This is a genomic window from Aeoliella sp., from assembly GCF_965227375.1.
Lineage (GTDB): Bacteria > Planctomycetota > Planctomycetia > Pirellulales > Lacipirellulaceae > Aeoliella.
This window is the reverse complement of record NZ_CBDDFX010000002.1, coordinates 1993672-2018653: the sequence shown is the minus strand read 5'-3', so window position 1 is coordinate 2018653 and position 24982 is coordinate 1993672. Positions and strand designations below refer to the sequence as shown.

The following is a 24982-nucleotide window of genomic DNA, read 5'->3' as shown; positions in this document are numbered from 1 at the left end:
TAAGCACGACCTGAAGCATTTGGTGAAACTTCATCCAACTGCGGTGAATTGTCTCACTCGCCGCCAGAAGCCGCGTAACAGCACCGCGGCACCCGTCAGTAGGAGCACGCTATTGGGCTCTGGTACCCCGGTAGTGGAGGTAGAAGAGCTGAGGTTGTTCGACAAACCAAAGTTGAGCTTCCAAACTGTGTAGTCACCCTCGTCGACACCAGGGGTGCTATCATTTGGTAAAGATGTCGAACTACCGAGGTTATTCCGCCAGACAACGTAGTCGGCCAGATTGATAACTCCATCATCATTGTAGTCACCATCGAGAGTTGGATCAGGTAGAGTAGCCAACAACGCTGCACCACCACTAGTGTGTAGGTCGGCAACCTGTTGTTCGCTCAAGGCTTGCTGGATTATGAGTACGTCGTCCATGTTTCCTAAGAAGTTTTCGTTGACGCCGCCTCCGATGTCTTCGCCCAGGCGAAGAGCAAAATCTCCAAAGTCCATGCTCGTCGCTTCCACACTAGCGCTCGCGATCTCAACTCCATCAAGGTAGAGTTTCACTTCACCGTAGTCGTAGACCGCGGTCAGCGTTTGGTTGACACCAATTTGGGGAACAGTCGTGCTATTCAATCGCGTACCATCTGGCAGGAATAGACGAATCGCGTCTGTTTCCTCCGCGGCGTTCAAGTTAAAGTCGAGGATAAATCTCCCGGCGGTGCTGCCGCCCCCACCATAGGTGCTGAGTACTCGAGAAAAAGCGTTACCGGAATGCCCCGCTCCAAGCGGATTGATGACTGCTGAAATGGTGAACTGAGGGCCCATGACGCCCAGAGGCCCCGTTTCGACGACACTGTGTAGTACGTCTGGGTTGCCAACTCTAGGATCCTGAGTGGCAAACGACGCACTTCCCAGCCTGGCGTTGGCAGCTTCTGTATCTACCATGGCAATTTCATGTGCGATTCCGTCCTGGGAGCCATCAACCGTGAAACTGTCGGTCACCGTCGTCCCGGAATCCCCTTCGAAGCTATAGTACACGGCTCGCTCGCTCGCCATGGGGGTCACTACGCTCGACACCGCCGCCCCACCTGCCAAGGCAGCGATGTCGGTTGGCGAGAGGGCTCGCTCCAGCATCAAAACCTCGTCGATGTTACCGATCAACTGCTCATTGGCCGAACCGCCGATATCATGAGGGTCTTCGCCAAGGCGAATGTTTTGAATGTTGCTGTAACCAGCTGGGACGGATCCGCTTGCTACCTCAACGCCGTTGAAATAGACGACTACATTTCCACCGTCTACAGTAGGCTCGACTGTCATTGCGTAGTGGTGATAACCTGGGTCTGACATTCCTGCTGGCGGTTCGACAGTTGTCACCTGCGTATTGCCAATAATTGCACGAATGCCAGGAATGCTGGAGCCACGAGAATCGAAATCCAGAAGGACTCTCTCGGTCGACACTGGGCCCGTACCGGCGTAGCTGCTGAAGGCCCGGGTGAAATTTTGAGGATCTTCGTCATTCTTGATAAAAGCGGCCAGAGTCAAAGCGAAATCAGTGCCGAGTGTCGAGTCGGGAATCTCGAGCGTACTGTAGGGAGGGACCGCCACCCCCGGATCAGGAATGTCGAAGAGGGCCGACTCACTGCCAAAGGCAGGGTCGAAATTGTCATCGGGATATACGTTCTGGAAGATTTGGCCGTCTTGCGAACCATCCGTCGTGCGTTTGTCTATCACGAAATCCGTTTCGGCGCCTTCAAAGTCGTAGAATATTTCAACGGCAACTACATTATTGCCTGCTGCAATTGCCAAGGAGCAAACCAAGACAAACAAACGGAACCGGAAAAGCATTTCGAACTCCTTAGAGATGATGTTATAGGTTCAACGCCTGCCTCTTCCAATCACCTAGAAACTGGGCTTTCACTCGCTATCCCTGTGAAGCCCGGTAGCGCATAAGTGCGGCACCAAGGGTGAGCATTGCAATTAGCGAAGTCATCAAGCCTGTAGGCTCAGGAACCGCCAGCATGGCTTCGGCGCCAAATCGGGCCAGATACCGTACTTGATTTGCAGACACTGCTCGATCCAAGATCAACACGTCATCGACAATGCCAATCAAGTTTTCGTTTACTCCTCCACCTGAGTCTTCTCCTATCAGCAAGCTAGCCGCGCCCAGGTCCACCACTCCCCCGTCACGAACTTCTTGTTTCACGAGCGTACCATCGAGGTAGATACTCATCTCCCCGTCGTTATATACAGCCGTGATGGTGTGATCCTCGTCGTACGTGAACGTTCCGTCGTAGGTGGCTGATTTAGAGCCTGGCAGCAGGAACCGTATGCCAATGTTGGAGACGTCCGCATCGGGATTGAAGTCGACAATCATTGACTGAGCAGCGGAGCCACCACCAGGATAAGAGGTGAACAATCGAATCAGTCCATCGCTGGCATATCCACCCTGGGGAACGTTGACCACCGCAGAAACAGTGAATTTGTCGCCAAGGTCTGTTCCCGAAACCGACGTATCGATCTGGCTCTTGGGATGAATGTAGTTGACTGCATTCTCGAGCAACAAAGAACCCATTCCTTCAGCGGCGTTTGCTGGGTTCGGATCGATCGTGGCCGCAACAGGAACTGTGAGTACAGCATTCTGAGAGCCATCGCTCACAAACTTATCATCGAGTGGACTTCCTCCCTCGAAGTCGTAATTCACGGCATAGAGACCTGAGGGTGAAAGTACAGAACTGGCGGAGCCGCCAGATGCAAGCTGCATGATTGTTGTGGGCGACAAGACCTCATCGACAACAACGATGTCATCCACGTTCCCAAGAATCTGTTCGTTCGCGGATCCCCCCAAGTCGTGTGCATCTTCTCCGACGAACAGGTTGGTACTCAAGGCATTGCCAGTAGGTACAAGTGCTGTCCCAAGTGATTGCCCGTCGAAGTAAATCGTGGCTGTGCCGTTGTCGACAGTTAACGCGTAGTGGTGATATCCGGCCGTGGGAAAAGTTGATGTTGTTGGAGCGGAAACAGAAGTTCCTCCAATAATCGCGCGCAGGGAATCGGGCTGGTGGTCAAAGAGAATTCGATCTGCACCAACACCACCAGTTCCTCCATAAGAAGAGAAAATGCGAAACGGTGAGGGGGTTGGGTCTTCAATCTGTGCGTGGACGGCCAGCGTGTAACTGTCGCCCAAAACACTCGATCCCGGCACCTGAACGGAACTGAATGGCGGGTTTACTTTGAAGGGTATGTCAAACTTCCCTGCCTGAGCACCAAAAGGTGCCTGCGTTCCGCTTGTCACGGAGACATTACCCAGTAATGTGCCGTCCTGTGCCCCATCATCGGTGAGCTTGTCGGTAGCGACAGCCCCCGCATCCCCCTCGAAATTGTACAGAAGTTCAACCGCCGAGGCCGAGAGTCCAGAGCAAACGTAGAAAAATAGGTTGACTGTGACGCATCGCCGGATTGTCGAAGTCATGAGATCTCAACTCCTGTTGCCAAGTCATAAACAACCGAGGGTATACACACGAAAGTAAACTCCGGCCGACAAGATGCTGTCTCGCCAACCAGAAAGCTCAAACCGAGTTCCAGTGGCTGGGGCGATTTCGACATCAACCAGACAGTGCTGCCCTACTGTGGCCTGTCGATTCGCCCCAACCACCTCGAAAGCCCTTTCAGCCAATGCCGTTTGAAGGCTTTGGCCCACACTAAGTTTCAATGTCCCCATCAGAGAATCAGCAACTTGCCAACACCTATCCGATCCAACGTTTGCCTCCTGGTCGGTCGTAGTTCCCCAAACAGGTCAGGACAGGGTATCCATACAGCTTGTATGGTACCCAACCGAATTGGCGGTGCAAGACTTTGTTAGGAAAAAAGATCAATTCAGCAATGTTCGGTTGGAACTACCGCATTTCCACAGCAAACTCAGCGGGGTGCGGTGGCTCGCTGGGATTCATCTCGTACCAAAGCTTGGACTCCGAGTTGTATACAGCCGGTATGCTCCTCCCTGAATTGCTGGGAGCCTCAACTTCTACTCGGTAAAGCCCTGGCGCAAGGCCGGGTAGCTTGCCGGTAAGCACTACTCCACTGCCATTAGTCCGTATGGTCGCCTCCGCAGGACCTATCGCGCTAGTTAGGAACTCCACGGGTATGAACTTCACGACTGCGCCAACCAGAGGCCTACCGCGGACTGTCGCACTGCAGACTAAGCTCTGAAGCCCTGTATTTGTCGCTGCATATTCTGCGACGCGGGCCTTAATCTCGTTCGCCGACAGGGAGTTGTTGCCATCGGTATCCACGGCGTCCTTCACTGACAAAAGCGGAGGGCAAGCGGCAAGCTCGGCGTCAGACAGTTGCCCATCCTGGTTTGAATCCAACGCAGCCATGGCCGTTTTGGCTGCCTGGTCGGGGCTGAAGGATGGCATCTCGAACTCCTCAGGGTCGCCTGCGCACCCGAGAAGGCAGGTCGTTGCAAGTATCACGATTGTGGTGCCAGGCCCCCGACCGCGAAGGCAGGCTGTTTGAAAAACTGGCATGAGCAATTAACCCTTACAATTTACAGCGGAGCCAACAAAAAACAAAAAAAGCGGCAAATGTGATTGCAACAATCGGTGAATCGAGTAGCATGCAGCGTACAGGCTGTTCGTACTGCTTGTCCAGTTGAGTTTGTAGAAACTGGAAGTATATCTCTGGGAGGTCGCTCTATGGCATCACTTAGTGTCAGCAAGGCGTGGCGGATGGTTCTCGGTTTTCGATCGCAGGCCCCAAGCCGAGTGGCTAAACAGCCAGGTGGATTCACGCTTGTTGAACTGCTAGTTGTCATTGCGATTATCGGAATCCTCGTTGCTTTGCTGCTTCCGGCTGTGCAAGCTGCCCGGGAAGCGGCTCGCCGTACGCAGTGCATCAACCAGCTAAGAAACCTCGGGCTTGCGTGCCATCAGCACCACGACGTCCACGGTTATTTTCCATCAGGCGGGTGGGGCAGCGGTTGGATGTCGGACCCCGATCAGGGCTTTGGGCGCAGTCAACCAGGGAATTGGATGTTTTCCATCCTTCCGTACATGGAAGGGCAGTCAATACGAGACATTGGAAGGGGAAGTCCTGGCTGGCCTGTTGGAATTCGAAAACGCCGCGATTTACTTTCTGCACAGAAGATCCCGGTTGGCATTTTCTACTGCCCGTCGCGGCGTCCTCCCAGGGTTTATCCGATGAAAGGCACGTTTAGCGGCAAGAACTGGATACACGATGGCAGTGCCTTGGCCAGGAGTGACTATGTTGGCTGCGTAGGTTCGGTGAGTGTGCGATGGGCAGCAATGTCCCCCACTTACGAGAATCATGAATCGTATCTTGGCTGGCCGGACAAGGATCACTTCGACGGCATGATCTACATGCGAAGCGAGGTGTCGATGCGGCGCGTGGTCGATGGTACTTCCCATACCTACATGGTTGGTGAGAAAACAGTTCGCCCGGAAGCCTACGAAGCCAGTACTTCGGCTACACCCGACCATGGCGACGACGAGGGGTGGCTCACCGGACACAACGGCGACAATGTTCGCTCATCGGGGTCGCCGCCACTGCCAGACACCGAAGGAATCAACGCCTACGAAAACTGGGGAAGTGCACATCCAGGGACATTCAATGTGATGTTCGCCGATGGATCGGCGCGTGCACTCAGTTACGATATCGATTTGGATGCCCATTTCGCACTCGGCACGAGAGCTGGTGGTGAAATCGTGGATGAAGCGGATCTCTAAACGCCTTGGAAGACCAATGAGACATTGCCTTAGCTGCATTCTTCGAGTTGTGGTCACTGCGATTGTCGTGATTACTTCTCAGCTTACTGCACAAGCTGCCGATCCAGTTGACTTGTCAGGAAAGCGTGAACTGTTCGTCGACGATTATCTGATTCAGTCCATGGACGGTGTGCAACTCGAGTTACAGCAACCCAACGAAGAAGAGGTCGTCATCGTTCATGACCAACCGTGGGAGGGAAATATCTGTGGTTATCACAGCGTTTTTTACGACGACGGCAAGTACCGGATGTACTACCGGGGCGGGCACTTCGACACAGCGACATCAAAGTCGACCCATCCAGAAGTTTTTTGCTATGCCGAAAGCACCGATGGCATTCATTGGGAGAAACCAGAACTTGGCCTACACGAGTTTAAGGGTAGCAAGGCAAACAACATCGTAATCGGCAATCCAACGCACTCCCATTGCTTCGCCCCGTTTAAGGACACGAATCCCACTGCCACAGCCGACGCCAAATACAAGGCGTTAACTCGTGGAAAGGGCGGCTTGGTTTCTTACAAGTCCGCGGATGCGATTCGCTGGGAACTACTATCTGAAGAGCCCGTCATCACTGACGGAGCATTCGACTCACTCAATCTCGGATTTTGGGATGCTTATCGCGGAAGGTATGTCGACTTCCATCGAGACTTCCGCAATGGTGTTCGCGACATCAAGACTTCTACGTCGGAAGACTTCGAGAATTGGTCGGACGCTGAGTGGCTGGAGTACAGCGGCGCCCCCACGCAGCACCTTTATACGAACGGAATTGTTGCCTACTCCAGAGCTCCCCAGTTCTTTGTGGGCCTGCCTAAGCGATTCAACCCATCGCCGAATCCAGCGAAGCACAGGCACCCAGGCGTATCGGACTGCGTACTGATGACCAGCCGCGACGGAACTCACTTTCGTCGATGGGACGAAGCATTCGTCAGACCTGGCAGGCAGCCCAATCGTTGGGTCAATCGGAATAACTTACCAGCTTGGGGAATCGTGCAAACGAAGGCCGATACTGAGGACGCCCCCGATGAACTGTCGATTTATCTCACGGAAGGATACTACAAGGGGAAGGCAGTTCGTCTTCGGCGATACACGTTGCGACTCGACGGGTTTGTGTCGGTCAATGCACCCGCCAGTGGCGGTGCATTCACTACCAAGCCAGTGCTGCTAAGCAAGGGTGGGGCCCCTTCGGAGCTGCGTCTTAACTTTTCCACCTCGGCAATCGGCAGTGTTCGATGCGAAATCTTGAACGACACCGACGAAGTGATACCCGGCTACTCCCTTGAGAACTGCGACGAGATGGTTGGCGACCAGTGCGACGCCACTGTGACTTGGGGGGGAGAGTCGTCGCTTCAGGAGGTTGCAGACAAACCTGTCAAATTGCGATTCGTGATGAAAGATGCGGACGTATTTGCAGTGAACTTGCCCGAGATCACGCCGGCGGTGATCAATAGTCAGGCTCGCAACGACTGAATGCCACTACCACCAGTTGCCACTTGAGATACTTAATTCATTGATGATCGGTTGCTTCCAGATTCTCGCTCCGGCCAGTCAGCTATCGGTTCGATTGCGAATTCCGGGACTCATGGTTGCGTTGGTCATGGTGGCAGGACACGACGCGATTGCCGTGCAATCGCTTTACGGTTTCGATAGCGATGAGTCGTACCGTATTGGTGATTGGTTGACCGCCGATGGATCTCAAGATGCTGTTGGTCTAGGCAATTATGATATTGTGAAAGACGGTTCCGCCGCGTTTGGGATAGGTGCGATTGAGTTCCCAGTGGGCGCCAGTTCTTTTGGCGCACTTGAAATTCCCACGAGTTCGAATTTGGGGACGTCATTTACGCTCTCGGTGATGGCCAACGAACTTGGCAACAACTTCAGCCGGCTTTTTAGCTCATATAATGGTGGACCAGTCGGTGCAGACGAATTCGTCTTCGACATCGATCCCTCCGAGGTTACTGGTTTTGGGGTTCGAACGATCATCAATGGGCAGCGAGTAGAGCGGGATCTTTCGTTCGTAGATACCAGCTATCACCACTTCGCGATGACCTACGACAATGGTGCCGTTCAACTGTACTACGACGGTCAGCCTCTGGGGGCTGCAGAAAGTGTTCCATCTGGCAATGTGAGTTTGGCGCAGAATCTTCGATTCGGAGAGGACTATCCCCCGACTTCGCTCACCAACGAGTCCTTCGAGGGATTCGCCGATGACGTACTGGTGTACGATCGCGCTCTCACTTCGAACGAGATCGCTAATCTCCACTCCCTGGGCGCGGCTGAGTTTTTCGGCGTTTCGGCGCCACCTGAGCCGGAACCGCTTCCGCCGCCCAATATCGGTTCGAGAATCGAAGTGTTTGTTGATCGGTTCTTGGTGGCAGACTCCGGAAACGCAAGTCTTAGCCTGCATCCACCAACTGCCCAAGAGATATCTCTGCAGCTCAACGGTCCTCATGAGACAACAACGTCCACTTACTTCACAGCTCTGCGGGACGAAGACAACAAAGTTCGACTGTACTACCGAGGTAACGTCGATGCGGGCGAAGCCACCCTGATGGCGATAAGTGATGACGGAATCAATTTCACCCGACCAGAGCTAAATGTCTACGAGGAAGACGGTTCGACAGCAAACCATATCGTCTGGGCGGGACCTCAGAGCCACAATCTGTCGCCATTCATCGATACCAACCCCAACGCAACGGCGGATGCCAAGTGGAAGGCTCTGGGTGGGACCGGTCAGATGTATGCGATGAAGTCCCCCGATGGCATACATTGGGAGCTGATGCAGCAGGAACCACTCGATATTACCGGTGCGTTTGATTCGCAAAATACTGCCATGTGGGACGCTGAAGCCGGGCTGTATCGCTCCTTTAGTCGCGTGTGGATTGGTGGCAAACGGGCAATCCAGATGAGCACATCTGAAGACTTTATCAACTGGACGACGCCCGAGCCGATTATATACGATGTGCCACTTGAGCACTTCTATACCAACGCAATCGTCCAGTTGCCAGGAGCCGAGGGTGTACTCGTCGGATTCCCAATGCGATTGGACCCTTCTCGCACGAATCAACCTTCACCGGGACAAACCGGGGTTAGCGATGCTGTGATGATCACAAGTAGAGATGGAGTGAATTGGGATCGTGAATTCACGGAGCCTTGGATTCCCGAAGGATTCGATACAACACGGAGCAATATGCCGGCATGGGGCATCATCGAGACCGGGGAGGATGAATGGTCGACCTACTCTACCGAAAAGTACCGCCTGAGCGATAACCGATTGCGACGCCTGGCGTTCCGTCCCTACGGCATGGCTTCCATGTCGGCGGGGGAGGAACTTGGTTGGTTCACCTCCCCAACGTTTGTGTTCGAAGGAGATCGGTTGCTGCTCAACTTTCAGACCAGTCAGGATGGATTCGTCGCTGTAGAAATTCGCGACGAACAAGGGATGCCTATTCCAGGATTCGAACTTTCTGCGATGCAGCCTCTATCGGGCGACAGCCTGTGGGAGGAGGTTTCATGGGGGAGTTCCAGCGTTTCGACGCTTCTTGGCCAGCCGATACAGCTGTACTTCGAACTTGTGGATGCTGACCTATTTGCACTGCAGTTTGATGCAGTCCCCGAGTCTGGAGTTGTCGGCGACTATAACAACGACGGTTTAGTTGGCATCGCCGACTATACACTCTGGCGAAACAACCTGGGCTCTACTGCCGCGCTGGCTAACGACCCAATAGGCGGGACCATTGGCACAAATCAATACAATCAATGGAAAGAAAGCTTCGGGCAGTCGTTATCGACCGTCACCTCCGATTCGCATCAGGTTCCCGAACCACCTTTGGTTATTCCCGCGGTCGCTTCCTTGTTCATGTTGACCGTCGTAACTGCCAAGTGTCATGTGAAGCGCGGGAGCTGTTAGAGAACTCGATACAACATCGCCGCGGCATCTTCCCTCCTGGACGCAAACTTCCGACCCCTTTTACATACGTACTCTGGTATTGAAGTGGACTTAGCCGAACCAAAGCATGTGCAGCTGCGAACTCACTTGGCCCAAAGCATCCAGGACGGAACGCTGGAGGGCGGAGAGTTCTTGCCATCGGAACCGGCGCTGGCAAAGGAGTTTCTAGTCTCACGCGGAACCGTCAGACAAGCGCTGGCCGAGCTGCAGAATGATGGGCTTATTGAACGTATCCCCGGCAAGGGCACCGTCGTTGTGCGTGTCCCGTCGGAAAGTTCCCTGCCCGTTCCTTGCACGGACACCGTGCTGAATTTATTCGCGATCGTACTTCCGGAGCTTGGAACGGGGCACTATCCAGCGCTTGTTCAGGGCTTCGATGAATCTGCTGGGAAAGTGCATCATCAGACCATGGTTTGTGTGACTGGCAACGACTTACGTCGCCAGGGTGATATTGTCCTGCAACTTATTGATAAGCAGGTTGCCGGTGTAGCCTTGGCACCGCCCACTGCGGGCGGCGCACCAGCACACCATATTCGACAGCTCCACAACCACGGGATTCCCTTGGTGTTGCTTCATCGGGGAATAGATGGCTTGTCGGTTCCTGTAGTAGCCCTGCCCTATGCGAAGATCGCACAGATGGCCGCTGAGCAACTATTGGAACGTGGTCACCGTCGCGTTGCCTACTTTGCCAGCCACCGAGGGAACGCATCGGAAATCTACGAAAACAGCTTCCGCGATACGATGGAACAGGGAGGCGGAGCGTTACTCGACGAGTGTATTCACTATGGCTCGGGTCCTCCCAAGAGAGCTACGGTGTTCCCAAGTCCGCAGCGGGTGGCCGAGGTACAAACCGAGCTGAAGCGATTGATTCGATTGCCTATGGAACGTCGACCAACGGCAATTTTTGACCCATGGGATGCCGACGCCGAGACGATCTATCTTTCTGCGGTCAAGGAAGGGCTTTCGATTCCGAGAGACCTTTCCATCGTAGGATTTGGCGGGGCTAGTCGCGCCGGTTCCCTGAGCACCAATATGTCGAAGGTTGTCATTGACGAACTCGTCTTTGCCGATCAGGTGGTTGAGTTGCTTATACAAATGCGGAAAGGCAACGAGCCACTTTCGAGCAATCGACGCCGGGAGGTCAGCGCTACTTTCTTCGTAGGAAACACGATTAAGAGCCTTATGGGACAAGTCGATGATAAACTCACCTGACCATAGAGACGAATTCCTCAAACGCGGTTACGTCGTGATAGAGAGGTTTCTCTCGTCCGAGCGACTATTGGAGCTGCAGCAGAACATCGATCGTTACATTGCGGAGGTTGTACCGAAGTTGCCCTCCTCCGAAGCATTCTATCAGCACGCGGGGAAGCCGGAATCTTTGAGACAGCTTCAACGCATGGAGAGGGACTCGTTCTTTGATGCTTATCGATCGGACCGGCAATGGACGGAGTTGGCCGAAACTCTGCTTGGCGAGCCAGTTCTAGCTGGCTTACCTGAGTGGTTTAACAAGCTTCCCGGAGGACATCCCACTCCACCGCATCAGGACAATCACTACTTTCAGCTCTCGCCTCCTCAAGTGGTAACGATGTGGCTGGCGCTAGATGACATCGACGAAGAGAACGGAGCTCTCCGCTACGTGCCAGGCTCTCATCGGATGGGCCGTCGCCCCCACCAAACAACCAAGGTGGTCGGGTTTTCGCAGGGTATCACCAACTACGGCCCGGATGATCACGCAGAGGAGCAACTCGTCTGCATGCAGGCTGGCGACTTGGTCGTTCATCACGGTGAAACCATTCATCGAGCTGAACCCAACATCGCGTCGAATCGACAACGGCGGGCTTTCGCCATGGTGTTCCGGGGCGTTAGCTGCAAGGAAGATTGCCTGGGCCGCAAAGAGTACGAGACAGATCTCGCACGACAACATACTGGCGCCGGAATCACTATGAGTTAGCATCGCCTCCGATACTCAACACCATCACACAGACGATGTTGATACACTAGTGGCAATAATTTCCTATAACGAAATGGCGATTGGTAAATGAATGCTTCAAACTGCGCTCTGGCAACAATTCTAGGTCTCTCCGCATTCCTCGCCTTGAGTGGCGACACGAAGGCGGACGAACCACTTGAGCTGAATCTGGTTGAAACTACCAGAGTCTGGGGCCAATCCCCGCATTGTGCGTTTACCGATTTGGTTCGTTGGCGAGATGGCTGGTATTGTGGCTTCCGCGAGGGCGAAGGACACGCAGGCGATCGGGGGTGGTTGCGGATCCTGCACTCTCAAGACGCCAAGAATTGGGTATCGGTAGCTAAGATTGATGATGACGAATTCGACCTTCGTGATGCCGCTCTTTCCGTTACGCCAGACGACCGCTTGTTGGTTGTCGCAGGAAGTCAACACACGGTGGATGGAGAACGGTCGACGGGCACCTTCGCGGCTCTTTCTGATGATGGAGAGACTTTCTCGGAGCCCGTGCGTATTTTTCCTCAGGGAAGATGGATGTGGCGGGTCACCTGGCACAACGGCACCGGTTACGGTGTCTCATATTCTGCCTACGCGGATTATCCGACTACACAGCTTGTCACCACCAAGGACGGACTAGAGTACGATATCGCCATGAACGAGATGCTCAGTTCGGGATGGCCAACCGAAGCGCGTATTCGGTTTGCGAAAGATGGCACCGCGTATTGCCTTCAGCGCGTGGATCGTGACAAAACCACATCGCTACTCGGCAAAGCAGTGTCGCCTTACACCGAATGGACCTGGACCGATTTGGGGCAAAGAGTCGGTGGCCCCAACTTCGTTGAACTTCCCAACGGCCGTTGGGTGGGGTGTGGTCGCCTGACGGTTGACGGTACATCGCGAACGGTAGTTTTCGAACTAGACCTTGATGCCGGCAAGATTCAACCCTTAGTTCAGCTTCCTTCGGGCGGCGACAGCAGTTATCCAGGAATGGTAGTTTACGATGGCGAGCTTTATATAAGCTACTACTCCAGCCACGAGGGAAGCACCAGTATCTATTTGGCTCGTCTAGAGCTTGACGCGCCAGAGTAGCGTAGTTTGCACTCTCGCCCTGCGCTCACCTGCCGATTGCCGCCAAGCGATGCGTACCTGCTGTTCCCAGTGATTAGCAGAGCCGGTTCTTGGGAGGAGAAATATCGCAATGACAACTGGACCAATAGGCGAAAGAGAGCAGCGTCTTGAAGACATGGGGTACCCCGTCGGGCGCCTCACTCCCGAAGGAACATTGGTCGACGCGGTGGTGATAGATGGTTCGGTGGTCTACGCTTCCGGTCAAGTGCCGTTTGACGGTGACGAGCTCACGAGTTGTGGAAAAGTTCCCTCGGAAGTATCTGTTGACGATGCAACGAAAGCAGCGTCCCTTTGCGCGGCGAATGTCTTGCGGATGGTTCGCGACAAGGTCGGCTCGCTAGACCACATTGCGCGTATCGTGCGAATCACTGGGTATGTCAATTCGGACACGGATTTCACCGAACAGCATTTGGTGATCAACGGTGCTTCGAGCCTGGTTCGTGAGGTATTTGGCGACGCGGGCAAGCATGCCAGGACCGCTTTGGGGATGGCGCAACTGCCGCTCGGCGCGTCAGTAGAAGTGGAGATGATACTGAAAATCGATCCACGGCGGGGGTAAGCCTTTGCCTCACTGACTCCGTGCCAACTCGTCCAACTCTGCGAGCTTTACGCGGACGGACAAGATGTAGGGCTCCTCGCCTTCCTTCCAATGGCCATAGGTAGTTGATACGAAAGTACCATCAGGAAGTACTTCGACGCCTGGATAGGCGGTGTCGTAGCCCTTGGTGTTGTCGGCGAGTCGGACGGCGTACTGACCCTCTGTACCTTGGACTAAATCGTCATAGGTCCCAACCCACGCTGCCCAGTCTCCCTCAAATGGCCGAATCAACTGTAGCGGCTTGGGAGATACACAGCGAAAGCTAATCAGTAGCCTGCCATCGGGGCCATATTTCCCGGTGTGTCGATCGCCCGTCAGAGCAAGTGGCAACTCGCGTGGCTCCGTCCAGGTTTTCCCTTCGTCATTGGAGAAAATAATGCAGGAGTTCTTTCGGCGACGGTTCTCTCTTAGCAACACTGCCAATTGCTTCCCGTCAGGAGATCGAATGCAGCCGGGTTCGCATAGATGGATTTCTGTGTCGCTCCAGATCTCTTCCGGATCACTCCAGGTAAGTCCTCCATTTTTAGATAAAGTCTTGAAAAGAGTCATAGCTCCTTCGTTATCTCTATCTGGCTGACTCCCAAAAAACCTCCCATCATCGTGGAACATAGCGAGATAATGTCCTGGCGTGCTTAGCTGTTCCACAAATCCCATCACCACGATTCCACCCCAACTACCAACAGGTTGAAGCTCACTCCAGGATTCTCCATCGTCTTCGCTCACCGCGAGCCGAGCCGGTTGCAACCCTGACCAGAGGATAAGTCTCTTCTGCCCCTGGGCGTCGGTCACTCGGTGAATGGTTGGGGTCTCCTTGGACGTAGCCCAACTCTCTGGAACTGGCAGGCGATCCGACCAGGTCTTGCCACCATCGTTGCTCCGCTTCATCACAATGGCGCCACGACCATGCCCTTTGGGATAGACCACCAGCATGGTCTTCCCATCTTCCAGCAAGACCGTTGTTGGATGCCCCAAGTACTGGCCTGGTTCGCGATCAACAACTACTTGACGATGCTCTTGCTTCGCCAAATCCAAGAGAGGGATTGAAACGCCAAAAATTGCCTCTTGCGAAGTCGCGAGGATTGGCCATGTCCCGCTCAGAAAAAAACAGTAAACGCCCAGTACGAGAGGCAGCATCCGAATCGAATAATACATAGTAGGTCTCATGTTAGTTCTGGCAATTGGATCCTCAGCATGTACCTCGCCGGATGCCACTAAGTTTCAACTACTGTATCGCGCTATCCAATAACCTTGTTGTAACGGAGCACGTTACAGACGTCAAAAATGCTCTTCGAGTGAGTCTCCATTGGCCTAGTCGTTGCATCTTAATGCCACTGCGAACCACTAATGATAGCTGTTTTCCAGGCGTTCTTCGTAGCACATTGCATCCATCTTCTCATAACGACTTCGGACTGAGTTGCCAGGCCGGCCCCACGCAGGATAAGTCCTGTACGAACGAGTGAATCTGACACATTTTTGACACTGTTAGTGACACTCCAAACCAATTCAAGTGCCGTGCAGTCGCATTGCACTGCCTGCGAAACTGGCTTGAGTTGTCGACCGTCCCACCCACGTGTCCACCTAGTGCCAAGTATCTGCCATATGCAGATAGCGGTCTTGAAAACCGGCGTAAATTGGAAGTGAGAAACGAGTTCAAACGTCTGATCGGTCACTTTCTGGCATGGTTGCTCTGCGTCTGATTAGCCTTCATTTCGGTGAAGAATCTACAGCTGACACGCTTCTGATACTCTGTGGCATTTGTACTGCTTTGTTCTTGCATTCCGCAAGCGAGTAATTGACATGTGCCCTACTCTCGCCTATCGGCAAATGCGCAGCGAGCTTCGATGTGCCGAATAATCTAGGGGGCAATCGGAATATGGTGGAGACTATAGACAAGTCAATTCCGGTACAGCTTGTCTTAGGAAACGGTACGCATCGTATCGTAGAGTCCTACGTAGTCCCGAACATCGACCACACGGTGTAGTAGCTCTGTGGTATCAGTGGTTTGGCAATAGTCTTGAGGTGGAAGATTAGGTCATGCCGGAATGCTGTGAATACGGTTCAGCCATGTTCGGATAACTGACCATAAAATGTCTGAATTCAATCTGGTCTTGAATCACTTACCATTTTGGATTGCCTTGCACGGACGGATTTGAATCCGCACTGGCTCTTCTTTGAAGAAGCGACTACTAGTCGCGTGCAACGCAATCCCCCTCCCAAGCAGCTCAGCAGCAATGCCAACGTTCAAGATCTCTCAGTCGCGTGCATTAGGCTCTATCGCGGAGCAGGCTCACGAAGCCTGTTTGAGGCTGGTCAACGCCACGTAAGTGGGAAGCGTTGCAACGAATCTGTGGAAGCTTCCCCCCCAACTGGTCAAAGGAACCATCGGCCCCTGGCGGAGGTTGATGGTGTGGTAAACGCTTGATTTCCGAGTCCCCTACTCCCGTTCTAGCAATTTGACGAGCCAGGGCTTCGAACGATTTTGTTCGAGCGCCTGTTGCAGCTTGGCGATTCGTTTTCGGGCCTGCTCCTTGAACACCTGCTGCGCCTACTCTTGGTTCGCGACTTTGGCCTGCAAGGCTTTGAGTGGTTTCTCCCAGTCGTTGGTCGATTGCGAGCGGTCCTCGATCAGACGCATGGCACGCTCATGACCCTCTTGGGTCCGTTTCAACACGTCGTGCAGGTCTTCGATCCGGCGCTCGTACCGCTCACGCTCCTGCTTGCGTTCGTCGAGTTCCGTGCCGAGTCGCGCCTGCACACTGCTCGTCAGTTGGCTAGGTTGGTGGTCACCACCTTGCTCTGCCGCAGGAGATTCTCTTGACGGGTTTGCTCGCTTGAAATCCTCGACCCCTACTCGGTGGGCTCGCGAAAGCTCCGCGCCAACGACAATCGGGTTTCCATTCGCGTCGCGCTCGCAGGACAAATTGCCATTCTTGATATGTTTGCGGATCGTCGTTGGGCTCTTGCCCGTAATGCGGTGGACTTGGGTTATGTTAAACTTGGTGGCGGTCACGGGGCCTCACTGGTCGGTTGTTGAGTACTAGCGTGACTACCCTAGCACGGAAACTTGCTGGAGGGCAATGCTTCTCAGCCCGCAGCCTTCTTGAAGTGGTGAGGAGGGGTGGTGGTCAGAATGATGACCACTCTGGTGAGTAGCTACGGCAGGTGTTGAACAGTGTAGACAGGTAATTGATGGCAGTGACTACCTGCTGGTGACCAGATCGTTAGTCGATTCTACCACATCGGCACAAACGTCAGGCACCGCGACCTAGCAAACAGTTTTCCAAGGCAATGGCCACGCAGGCTGCCAGGGACGATCGACTGACACCGCAGTCGAAGTCGCTCTTGCAGGTGCTAGTCGCGCGGACGGGGAAGGGGTGTTCCACCGATACGACGAAGAACACATTGGGGGCGATCATGAACCGTTGCCCGCGGTCGATCCAGAGATACGTTCAGGAACTGGTGAAGTTTGGGTACATCCGTACCCAGACGATCAAGAGTCGGCGGACCGGTTTCTTCATCGGACTAAGGGTCTGGATCATGGACTGTGTGCTGCCGTTTTGGAAGCAGGGTGATGAGAAGTACGACGCCGCGAAGTGGTCTCAATTGCCAGGAGGCCGCAGAAATCGAGTGAACAATCGAGTTGTCGAGCTGATTGGATCAAGTCCTTCCCGAGATCGATCGCTGTGACCGCAGCGCCCCGACAATACACACGCCTTGCTGTCCATCCCGTGCCTGTCGCGACGTCCAGCACTCGATCGCCAGGTTGAGGATTAAGCCGATCGACGCAGTGCTCGATGGCGTCCGCGATTTGGCGACTAATTCGATCGTAGTGGGCACCACCACGATCCCAGGCCGCAGCGGCTGTGAGGTTTTGGGGCAAGATTTCGTGATTGAAAGGCAAGGTCGTCGACATTTTGGGCTCAGTTGGCATGGTGAGGTTATCGTTGGCTGAATTTGGCTCTTGAAACTCTCGGTCTGGATGGATCCAGTCGCAGAACCAATGTCCTTGTCCTTGGAAGCGACAATTTGTCGCCTAATCGGCTCATCGTTTTTTCTGCGGACATAACTCGCATCACCACAACGACTTAGCTACAATGACGCTCGCCGGCCAATGAATCCTCCCCTTTGCTATCCGTTGAGCATTCCGGTAGCCAAGCATGAGGAGTCGCTGGCAAGTCGACACCTCTGCAGGTTCCCAGGGATGCCAATTCAGCGAGGACGATGCAACCGGCACTGGTTCTCGAATCCCTTAGCAACGACACGGCCGCCAGATCCTGTCCGGCGTTTAGCATCGCGTCCGCATCTCGCAACTTCTTAACAACCTGTTCCGGCGAATGACGCCGACGTCGCTTCGTGCTCATCTCAAGGGTCTCCTTGCTAAAGGACTCGTTCGACCTTCACAACAACTGGATCAGGATTTCGATAGCAGGTCAGACTCCCTGAATCAGATCGTGCGTGTTACCTAGAGAACCGAGAAGAGGTACTCGATGTTCCTCGCCAGCCCTCATGGCTTGAAGTGAAACACTTGTATCGACGAGTCCTCCCAGTTGATGAGTTGGGAGGTGTCTGCTGAATCTTCGAAGCCGATTAATTCGGCATCTACTGCAGTCGCACGAACGGTGAATGGACGAATGGTCCAGGCAACGTCAGTAGAGTCCGACACGATGCTTTCCAGATGCCGCAACCGGAAACGACGACTAAGGTCCGCATGATTGACCATTGTGTAGGCGCGAGTTGAATGGGCGTTGGCTACCTCTTGGGCCTGGCCGACTTCTTGTTTCCATACTACTTGATTGGTCTCGTGTTCGATGACCTCTATCACACTTGGCGCCAGCGAGGAGTTGGCAACCAGTAGAACGAGTTGTTCGTCAGGTTTGAGATTCAGCAACAAATCACTGCTCTGAGGAGTGGATTTCCCTGCTTCCAGGGCTGCCGGGGGATCGAACAGAATGTCGCTGGTGTCAAAGGTGTACTCGTGACTGGGGGGCGAGACGTGCAAGACTGCGCACATATCACCAAACAACGCAGCACTATCTGTTTCTTCCGACTTGCTAGCTATTTCATTCCGCCAGCCTACAACAGTCACTTCATTTGAATCGTGCAGAATGCGATAGTCGCTTATATTCCAATCGCCGTGAGCGATGGTGTTTGGCGGAGCGTGCGACCCCACCAAGATGACATGGCGCATTTCAGAACTGGTGTTCTTCAACACGGACCGGCCGAGTGAACCAGCTTGTTCATGCTCGATCCGCACGATCCCTTCGGCTGGTCGGGTGGAAATGAGGTTGATCAGCTTGGGGGTATCCAAGTCCACCTCTAATGCCGCGAACGTGTTCAGCATTCGCACTCCAGTTCGCCCTGCGATCTCCATTGTGTGATGGCCGGGCAGTTCCAGGAGGAGACCGTAGCCTCGCCAGCCGGTACCTTCAAACCACACTCGATTGTCTCCCGATGCACTGGAGGTGTCGCCGAGTTCGCCATTGATATCTGGTAGTACAATTCGTTTTAGCGGCTGGAGACGCATTGCCTCGCTCAGCAGTCGAAGTGCGCTTGGCTGGGTGATCACCAGCCCCTCTGGACTCGACTGGACGTACTCTCGATGCACTAACGATGGTTGATAAATCGGGGCGGGATTCCCAGTCCTGTCGATCCAGCCCCAGTAGAATGCCCCCCACGTGGCAAACGCAAGCAGTGATGCTGCGAGCGGCACCCGCCAAGTCGCTGTGCGGAGTTGGCGAGTATTGGGCGTTGATGGTTTGGTGAATGCAACGGTGCTAGCCATAGCCTGCGGTGCTGCAACAGCCATTTCCGAAATAGCAGCTCCCAGTTCCTCCGGAATCATATCCGCAAGGCGAGTTGCTTGGCAGTAATACGACTGAAGATCGGGTCGACCGTCGAGTAGCTCTTTGAGTTGAGCTACTCGATTGGGCGCAATGCCTTCGTCTCGCAGTTCGAAAAGCAGTCTTACTATTTCGTAGCGTTCGTGGTCCATTGCACGAATACCATGGATGGAATGGATGACTATTTGTCTTCAGCGACCGGTTCCCCAGTTTACCAAGAAGCTGGTTGTCCCAGACCGCCCTTTCAAGTGGTGGCTAAACGTTGCTGGATGCATGCATACAGCGACTTGCGTACTCTCGACAAACGAGATTTGACCGCCGATTGTGTTTGTCCGAGTTTCTGGGCCAGTGTGCCAATCGGGGTATCTTCTTCATACCGCCAGCGAAGCAACTCCAACTCGGGGTGGCCAAGCACCTGCATGCACTTGCGGAGTGCCGAGCGCATCTCATCCTCCTGCTCTTGATTCACGGAGGCTTCCGCCAACTGCTCCACTAGTTCTTCGCCGAAGTGATGTTTATCCCGCTTCTGATTGCGGAGGTGCGCCTGCACTTGCCAGTAGGCAATCTGACGGGCCCAGGCCGCGAAGCTGGTTCCTGGCTGGAAGTCGGCTACCTTTCGCCACAATATCAAGTTGGTTTCCTGAAGCACGTTGCTGGCCGCGTGATGATCGAGCACCAGCATACGAATGTAGCTAGACAACCGACCTTGCTCGCTTGTCAACAACTGGACAAATTCTTCGGTGCTTAAAGCGTTGTCTTCTGGGGGCACTGACATCATGTAGCTCAGTTCTTTTGATTCGACGCCTGTGGGAAACAACTCGGTGGTCTAGGCGGCATCCTCATTCTGGCTGCGGCCAACCGAGAATTCGGCGATCAAATTACGCAATCCTGCCACTTCCCAATACCACTAGCGGCAAAACGGTCGCACAAAATGGGAGAGTTGATCAGCATTTCTGCTTTTTCGAACGGACCCCATCGTAGTATCCGAAAAAAAATGGGTTTCGGCGACCCACGCCTCTGCGGCGGTATTAACACCTACAGGCGAAACATCAGGTTGTCATGCTTGGACCCTAGGTCCGACGTCCGATTGCTGCAGATCGATATTCTGGCTGAATCTTCGGTCGACCGCTCACAACAACTACCCGCTTGTGTGTTGAGTAAATCCGACGGTTCAAGAGTCCAACAATTCTACATTGAGTTAATCACCCCCGAGAAAGGAAAGCCTAATGTCCCGAAGTGTGAAGTGGCTCCCCATCCAAGCCACCATGTTCCTCGCGAGCTTGTTCGCGATCTCTGCCTCTACTGTGGTAGGTGCAGGGATCGAGGTTATCGTCTCCACCGTAGGGCCAAAAGCGGACGTTGGTATCGATGGCCGCACGGTTTCCATCATGCGGGACTTCAAACTAAGCGAAGACGGCAGCTGGTGGTCTACTACACTGGCCCTCGACAACAGTGACCCGAATAACGACTACATTCATGTGCGAGGGCAGGGAAATGCGGTTTCCGACATCGTTGTGCGGGAAGGCGTTGCTTCGTTAACTTCGTTTCCTGGTGTCACTGGCTTGATTGACATTATTTCTCCTACACTGATTCCTTCGGTTAGCAACAATGGTTCGGTCGCTGGTTACATCAAAAACAAGACCGCGGGCGAGCCAGATGGATTCATATACAAGTACGATGGCTCGGTATCGATTGTCGCTGGCCAAGATCAGCTTGTCCCTGCACCAGGCTATGGAACGGGGGACGAAACTTACGGTGTAATCATGCACTCCCCCAACATGCTCGCCAACGGCCAAGTTGCGTTTATCGCCAATGGCACGGGAGGGTCTTTGCCCACCACCGAAGACGATGTCGCCCTCACGGCCGATGGCACGGTTCTGGCTGGTCAACAAACGGGCGCAACCGTCTATGGTGCAGTGCCCAACGATGCACCGTTGGCGATTTTTGACAGTGAGGACTACTTTATGTCGGAAGACGGTTCGACCTTCCTCTTTCAGGGCGACACGACTGCCAGTTCAAGCTTCGATGATGTTGTTGTCTACGGCGCCATTGGCACAGCGGGTACCGTGGTCCTGCAAGAAGGTGTTACACCAATTGCAGGAGATTTTTACGATGAGTCTTACCAGGTCGCCTTGGCTGGAAACGGCGACTGGTATGCAAGTGGCGACACAACGGACAATACGCATGTCACTATCAGGAACGGTCAGGTTCTCGAGCAGGAGGGCATGTTGGCTCCAAATGGACACCTTTATACTTCAGTCTCGTTTGGAGCAATCGATGGAAATTCGTCAGGCAACTACATCTCACTTTGGGATACCGATAAGCCGGATTCGACTACCGATGAGATCCTAGTCTACAACGGTTCGACTGTCCTTCTCACTGAGGGCGACGAGGTGATGCTCGACATGGGAAATGGGCCCGAAGCCTATCTCATCAACGAGTTTTGGAACTTCGCTGCAGAGATCGGTGATGATGGATACGTCTACACCATGGTTACGCTGGGAGATCCACTCACCGGAGCCAACAATGGCAACGCTTTCATTCGCTTGCGAGCGGTTCCCGAACCTGGTTCGATTGCACTGGTTGCTGGCGGGCTGATCGTCGCGCTGGGCAGCAGCATCCGGCGTCGGTTTGCCGTGGCGAAGTAATAATTGCGGCACAGCTAGTGCTTATCCTGCGGGTAGGGGCCTTTTTTGGGGGCCCTTACCTGCAGTGCATTTACGACGGGCTCTATGGGAGAAGGGCAAAATTGCGTTGAGCTGAAACAGGCAACGAAGTGCAATTAGTGGGACGAACAGGCACCCCGCACACGGGGAAGAGGAAGCAAGGGTAAGTAGATGAACAGGTTAATGAAATTACTTAATAGTGCGACGCTGCTGGGTGTGCTGCTTGGTGTATCGGCGTCGGCAACTGAGAGGCGCGCTGCCGCCGAAGAGCTGCTTCTGATTCCCGACGCCGCGCTCAAACGCATCTGCGCGTTCGATCCATACGATGGGTCTATTGTCGACCTGAATTTCATGGACCTGAATGGCACCGGCCAAACCCAACCACGAAATGTCCTTGGCAGCGGCCGCGACTCGATCATTGTCATCGACCACGGCGGCCTAACCAAGGAATATGACTTCGACGGCAAAGAGCTAGGCACCATCGCCACCAAGGCCACGGGAACCGAATATGGCCTGTACAACGCCTTAGGTGGCGACATGCTTGGAGGGAAGTTGCTGGTATCGAATCTTGGAGGACTGGGCCATCCACTGTTCTTCTACAAGGGGATTGAGATCGACCTCGACTCCGGTGCGATGTCGCTCTTCACCGAAAATATCAAGTCCTTCGACATCCTGGTCCGTGAGAACGATGTCCTCATCGGCGAGTACGATGTCAACGTCGGCGACAAGATCTACCGCTATGGCTTGGATGGATCCTTTCTCGAAACTCTCGTCAATAGCGACGGAGTGACTGGAATTGACGACGTCGTGCAAATGAACCTCGCGGCCAACGGCGACATACTTGCCGCAGGACTCGACCACCCCATGGGCGTCTACCGGTTTGACGGTACCACAGGGGAGCAACTCAATTACTGGCCAACTCCCACATGTCGTGGAGTGTACGAGCTTGGCAACGGCAACATTCTATACACCACAGCCGAGAACAATAGTGGTGTCTACGTCTTGGATACCACAACCGGCCTGTCCACCCCGGTTACGCATCAAGGGTACTTCAACTACATCGAACTCGTTGAAGTTGGCGACATCACGCAACTCGACGGCGACTTCAACGGCGATGGCATGGTCAGCCTTGCGGACTACACGGTCTGGCGAAACAACTTGGGCAAAGAGGACGAAACTCCCTTGAACGGCGGCGGCGATGGCCTCAACGGTGTGGACATCGGTGACTACAACCTTTGGAAATCGCACTTCGGCGAGTCGATCTCCACCGGCATTGATTCCTTGTCAGCGGTACCCGAACCCACAGGAATCTGCACGATGCTGATCGCAATGGTGGGGGTTGGAGTTGTTCGCATGCGACCAGTGTTCTGCGAGCGACACTCTGCGAAATAGACTAACTGACTAAACTAAGACACTGTGTGACCTGCAAACGAATGCTCATTTCAAAACCTAGTTCTGTCATAGCGACTTGCCTCGCGGCAACTCTCCTGCTTGCTTCGGAAACACAAGCCACCGGCATTGAGGCCGAGGTGCTAGTCGCGACATTTGGGTCCAAATCGGACATCGGCATCGCAGATCGACCCATCGACAACATGGAGAACTTCGCCATCAGCCCCGACGGAAACTGGTGGTCGGGAGAGTTCAGCATTTCGGGCAACACTTCCACGGACAATGTTCACTTGCGAGGGCAAGGCTCTTCGTCTTTAGAAGTTATTTGGCAGGAGGGAGTGACTCCACTGCCATATCCCGGTGTGACGGGTAGCATCTCGGCTCACGGACTCACACTCGAAACCTCCATCAATAACAGCGGAATGGTAGCCGGAGCTATCTCCAATTCTTCCTCCAATTCGACGGGCGAGCCGAACTCCTTCATCTACCAGTACGATGGTTCGGCGATCTCGATTGTTGCCGCCGAACACGCCGACATTCCCGCCTACCCCGGCACTCAGTATGGAATCTGGGGTAGTGGATCCGATGGCCTGCACGGCGTAAACGCATTGGAGAATGGGCAAGTAGCGTTCCTTTCCGAAGGAGTCACTGGCGAAGGCGTTCCTTCGAATTACGGTGTTGCACTGAGCAACAACGGCTCGACGGCCATTGGACCTCAAGTCGGAGTTACCGCCTACCCTAATGGCATCCTGGATCAGTGGGACCAGAGTGATCTCGTGGTTACTCCAGATGGAGCGACTTTCTTGTTCCAGGGGGATACCGACGGAAGTGTGACCATGGACGATGTGATCGTCTACGGGGCCGTTGGCACTGAGGGCACGGCCGTGTTACAGGAGAACGCCACTCCCATCGGAGACGGCGTTTTCGACACTGCTTGGCTCGGCACGCTTGCATCTAATGGCGACTGGTATGTCCTGGGTGGTTTGACCAATGGAGACCATGTAGCGATCAAGAATGGAGACTTGCTTGCCAAAGCTGGTGACATCGCACCCAATGGCTACGCCTATGACGACAACGCCGCAGGCGCTATCGATGGCAACAGCAACGGAAACTACATTTGGGTCTGGGATACCGAAAACCCCGACCCAGGTGCCGACGAGTTGCTAGTCTATAACAACACCACAGCGTTGCTCACTCAAGGCGAAACCATTTCATTGGACTTCGGCGACGATTTGATGGACGTGGTAGTGGAAGAGTTTGGTTTCGTCGCAGCGCGGTTGAGTGATTCCGGCTGGGTGTACGCCATGGTGTCCTTCAGTGATACCGATGACAACTTCCTGGGACCTGCGTTCATTCGCTTCATGGTTGATCAGGGATCAACAGTTCTCCCCGGAGACTACAATCTCGACGGGATTGTTAACCTGGCCGACTACACGATCTGGCGAAACAACCTGGGTGCTCCAGGAGAAACACTTGGTGCAGGGCGCGACCCCAACGTCACTGGAGCCGTAAACGCTCAAGACTACGACTGGTGGAAGGCCAACTTCGGCGCCACCACTGCAAACAATCCAACGCCGCTGGCCATGCGCGTGCCTGAACCGACAGCCTTGTCGCTGCTGCTGGCCGGCGGGTGCGTTCTCTTCGGCCGGCTCTTGCTGAGCAACCACCCGTGACCAAGGA

18 protein-coding genes are annotated in these 24982 nt (G+C 54.1%); 11 read left to right on the top strand and 7 right to left on the bottom strand.

Annotation, left to right across the window (positions count from 1 at the left end; genetic code table 11):
* Nucleotides 1-30 precede the first annotated feature (30 nt).
* The 3 genes from ACQK2L_RS20935 to ACQK2L_RS20925 form a co-directional block, all read right to left on the bottom strand.
* Nucleotides 31-1833, bottom strand: a complete 1803-nt coding sequence (locus tag ACQK2L_RS20935) for a LamG-like jellyroll fold domain-containing protein (protein WP_425398996.1) — start codon at nucleotides 1831-1833, stop codon at nucleotides 31-33.
* 76 nt (nucleotides 1834-1909) lie between these two features.
* Nucleotides 1910-3457 carry a LamG-like jellyroll fold domain-containing protein gene (locus ACQK2L_RS20930; RefSeq protein WP_425398995.1) on the bottom strand — a complete coding sequence of 516 codons (1548 nt, stop codon included), beginning with the start codon at nucleotides 3455-3457 and terminating at the stop codon, nucleotides 1910-1912.
* 424 nt (nucleotides 3458-3881) lie between these two features.
* The gene (locus ACQK2L_RS20925; RefSeq protein ID WP_425398994.1) at nucleotides 3882-4460 is read right to left on the bottom strand and encodes a hypothetical protein; all 579 of its coding nucleotides are present in this window, start codon (nucleotides 4458-4460) and stop codon (nucleotides 3882-3884) included.
* 222 nt (nucleotides 4461-4682) lie between these two features.
* Here ACQK2L_RS20925 and ACQK2L_RS20920 point away from each other — a divergent pair, with 222 nt between their 5' ends.
* From ACQK2L_RS20920 to ACQK2L_RS20890, 7 genes are all read left to right on the top strand, one after another.
* On the top strand, nucleotides 4683-5732 hold the full coding sequence (locus ACQK2L_RS20920; protein WP_425401110.1) for a DUF1559 domain-containing protein: 1050 nt from the start codon (nucleotides 4683-4685) through the stop codon (nucleotides 5730-5732).
* Between the two features lie 16 nt (nucleotides 5733-5748).
* Nucleotides 5749-7236 (top strand): hypothetical protein, encoded by a 1488-nt coding sequence (locus ACQK2L_RS20915; protein ID WP_425398993.1) that lies wholly within the window; start codon nucleotides 5749-5751, stop codon nucleotides 7234-7236.
* A gap of 16 nt (nucleotides 7237-7252) precedes the next feature.
* Nucleotides 7253-9676, top strand: a complete 2424-nt coding sequence (locus ACQK2L_RS20910) for a LamG-like jellyroll fold domain-containing protein (protein ID WP_425398992.1) — start codon at nucleotides 7253-7255, stop codon at nucleotides 9674-9676.
* An 84-nt stretch (nucleotides 9677-9760) separates the two neighbouring features.
* Nucleotides 9761-10927, top strand: coding sequence for a GntR family transcriptional regulator (locus tag ACQK2L_RS20905; RefSeq protein ID WP_425398991.1), 1167 nt, complete (start codon nucleotides 9761-9763; stop codon nucleotides 10925-10927).
* A complete protein-coding gene (locus tag ACQK2L_RS20900; protein ID WP_425398990.1) occupies nucleotides 10911-11666 on the top strand; it encodes a phytanoyl-CoA dioxygenase family protein in 756 nt (251 codons plus the stop codon). The genes ACQK2L_RS20905 and ACQK2L_RS20900 overlap by 17 nt, the downstream gene beginning before the upstream one ends.
* Before the next feature lie 87 nt (nucleotides 11667-11753).
* Nucleotides 11754-12770 (top strand): sialidase family protein, encoded by a 1017-nt coding sequence (locus tag ACQK2L_RS20895; RefSeq protein ID WP_425398989.1) that lies wholly within the window; start codon nucleotides 11754-11756, stop codon nucleotides 12768-12770.
* Nucleotides 12771-12879: 109 nt separating this feature from the next.
* Complete coding sequence (locus ACQK2L_RS20890; RefSeq protein ID WP_425398988.1) at nucleotides 12880-13368, top strand: RidA family protein; 489 nt, start codon at nucleotides 12880-12882, stop codon at nucleotides 13366-13368.
* Between the two features lie 9 nt (nucleotides 13369-13377).
* On the opposite strand, the gene ACQK2L_RS20885 is transcribed toward ACQK2L_RS20890, so the two are convergent.
* A complete protein-coding gene (locus tag ACQK2L_RS20885; RefSeq protein ID WP_425398987.1) occupies nucleotides 13378-14559 on the bottom strand; it encodes a sialidase family protein in 1182 nt (393 codons plus the stop codon).
* Nucleotides 14560-15952: 1393 nt separating this feature from the next.
* Entirely contained in the window at nucleotides 15953-16417 is a 465-nt protein-coding gene (locus tag ACQK2L_RS20880; protein WP_425398986.1) for a hypothetical protein, read from the bottom strand.
* Nucleotides 16418-16695: 278 nt separating this feature from the next.
* On the opposite strand from ACQK2L_RS20880, the gene ACQK2L_RS20875 reads away from it, so the two are divergent.
* Complete coding sequence (locus ACQK2L_RS20875) at nucleotides 16696-17094, top strand: hypothetical protein (RefSeq protein ID WP_425398985.1); 399 nt, start codon at nucleotides 16696-16698, stop codon at nucleotides 17092-17094.
* A gap of 817 nt (nucleotides 17095-17911) precedes the next feature.
* Here the strand turns inward: ACQK2L_RS20875 and ACQK2L_RS20870 are convergent.
* Both ACQK2L_RS20870 and ACQK2L_RS20865 read right to left on the bottom strand, forming a co-directional pair.
* Entirely contained in the window at nucleotides 17912-18931 is a 1020-nt protein-coding gene (locus ACQK2L_RS20870) for a hypothetical protein (protein WP_425398984.1), read from the bottom strand.
* Between the two features lie 560 nt (nucleotides 18932-19491).
* The gene (locus ACQK2L_RS20865; RefSeq protein WP_425398983.1) at nucleotides 19492-20025 is read right to left on the bottom strand and encodes a sigma-70 family RNA polymerase sigma factor; all 534 of its coding nucleotides are present in this window, start codon (nucleotides 20023-20025) and stop codon (nucleotides 19492-19494) included.
* Between the two features lie 448 nt (nucleotides 20026-20473).
* On the opposite strand from ACQK2L_RS20865, the gene ACQK2L_RS20860 reads away from it, so the two are divergent.
* The 3 genes from ACQK2L_RS20860 (at nucleotide 20474) to ACQK2L_RS20850 (ending at nucleotide 24975) form a co-directional block, all read left to right on the top strand.
* Nucleotides 20474-21895, top strand: a complete 1422-nt coding sequence (locus ACQK2L_RS20860; protein WP_425398982.1) for a PEP-CTERM sorting domain-containing protein — start codon at nucleotides 20474-20476, stop codon at nucleotides 21893-21895.
* Between the two features lie 201 nt (nucleotides 21896-22096).
* Nucleotides 22097-23305 carry a hypothetical protein gene (locus tag ACQK2L_RS20855; protein ID WP_425398981.1) on the top strand — a complete coding sequence of 403 codons (1209 nt, stop codon included), beginning with the start codon at nucleotides 22097-22099 and terminating at the stop codon, nucleotides 23303-23305.
* A gap of 41 nt (nucleotides 23306-23346) precedes the next feature.
* On the top strand, nucleotides 23347-24975 hold the full coding sequence (locus ACQK2L_RS20850) for a hypothetical protein (RefSeq protein WP_425398980.1): 1629 nt from the start codon (nucleotides 23347-23349) through the stop codon (nucleotides 24973-24975).
* Nucleotides 24976-24982: the final 7 nt, after the last annotated feature.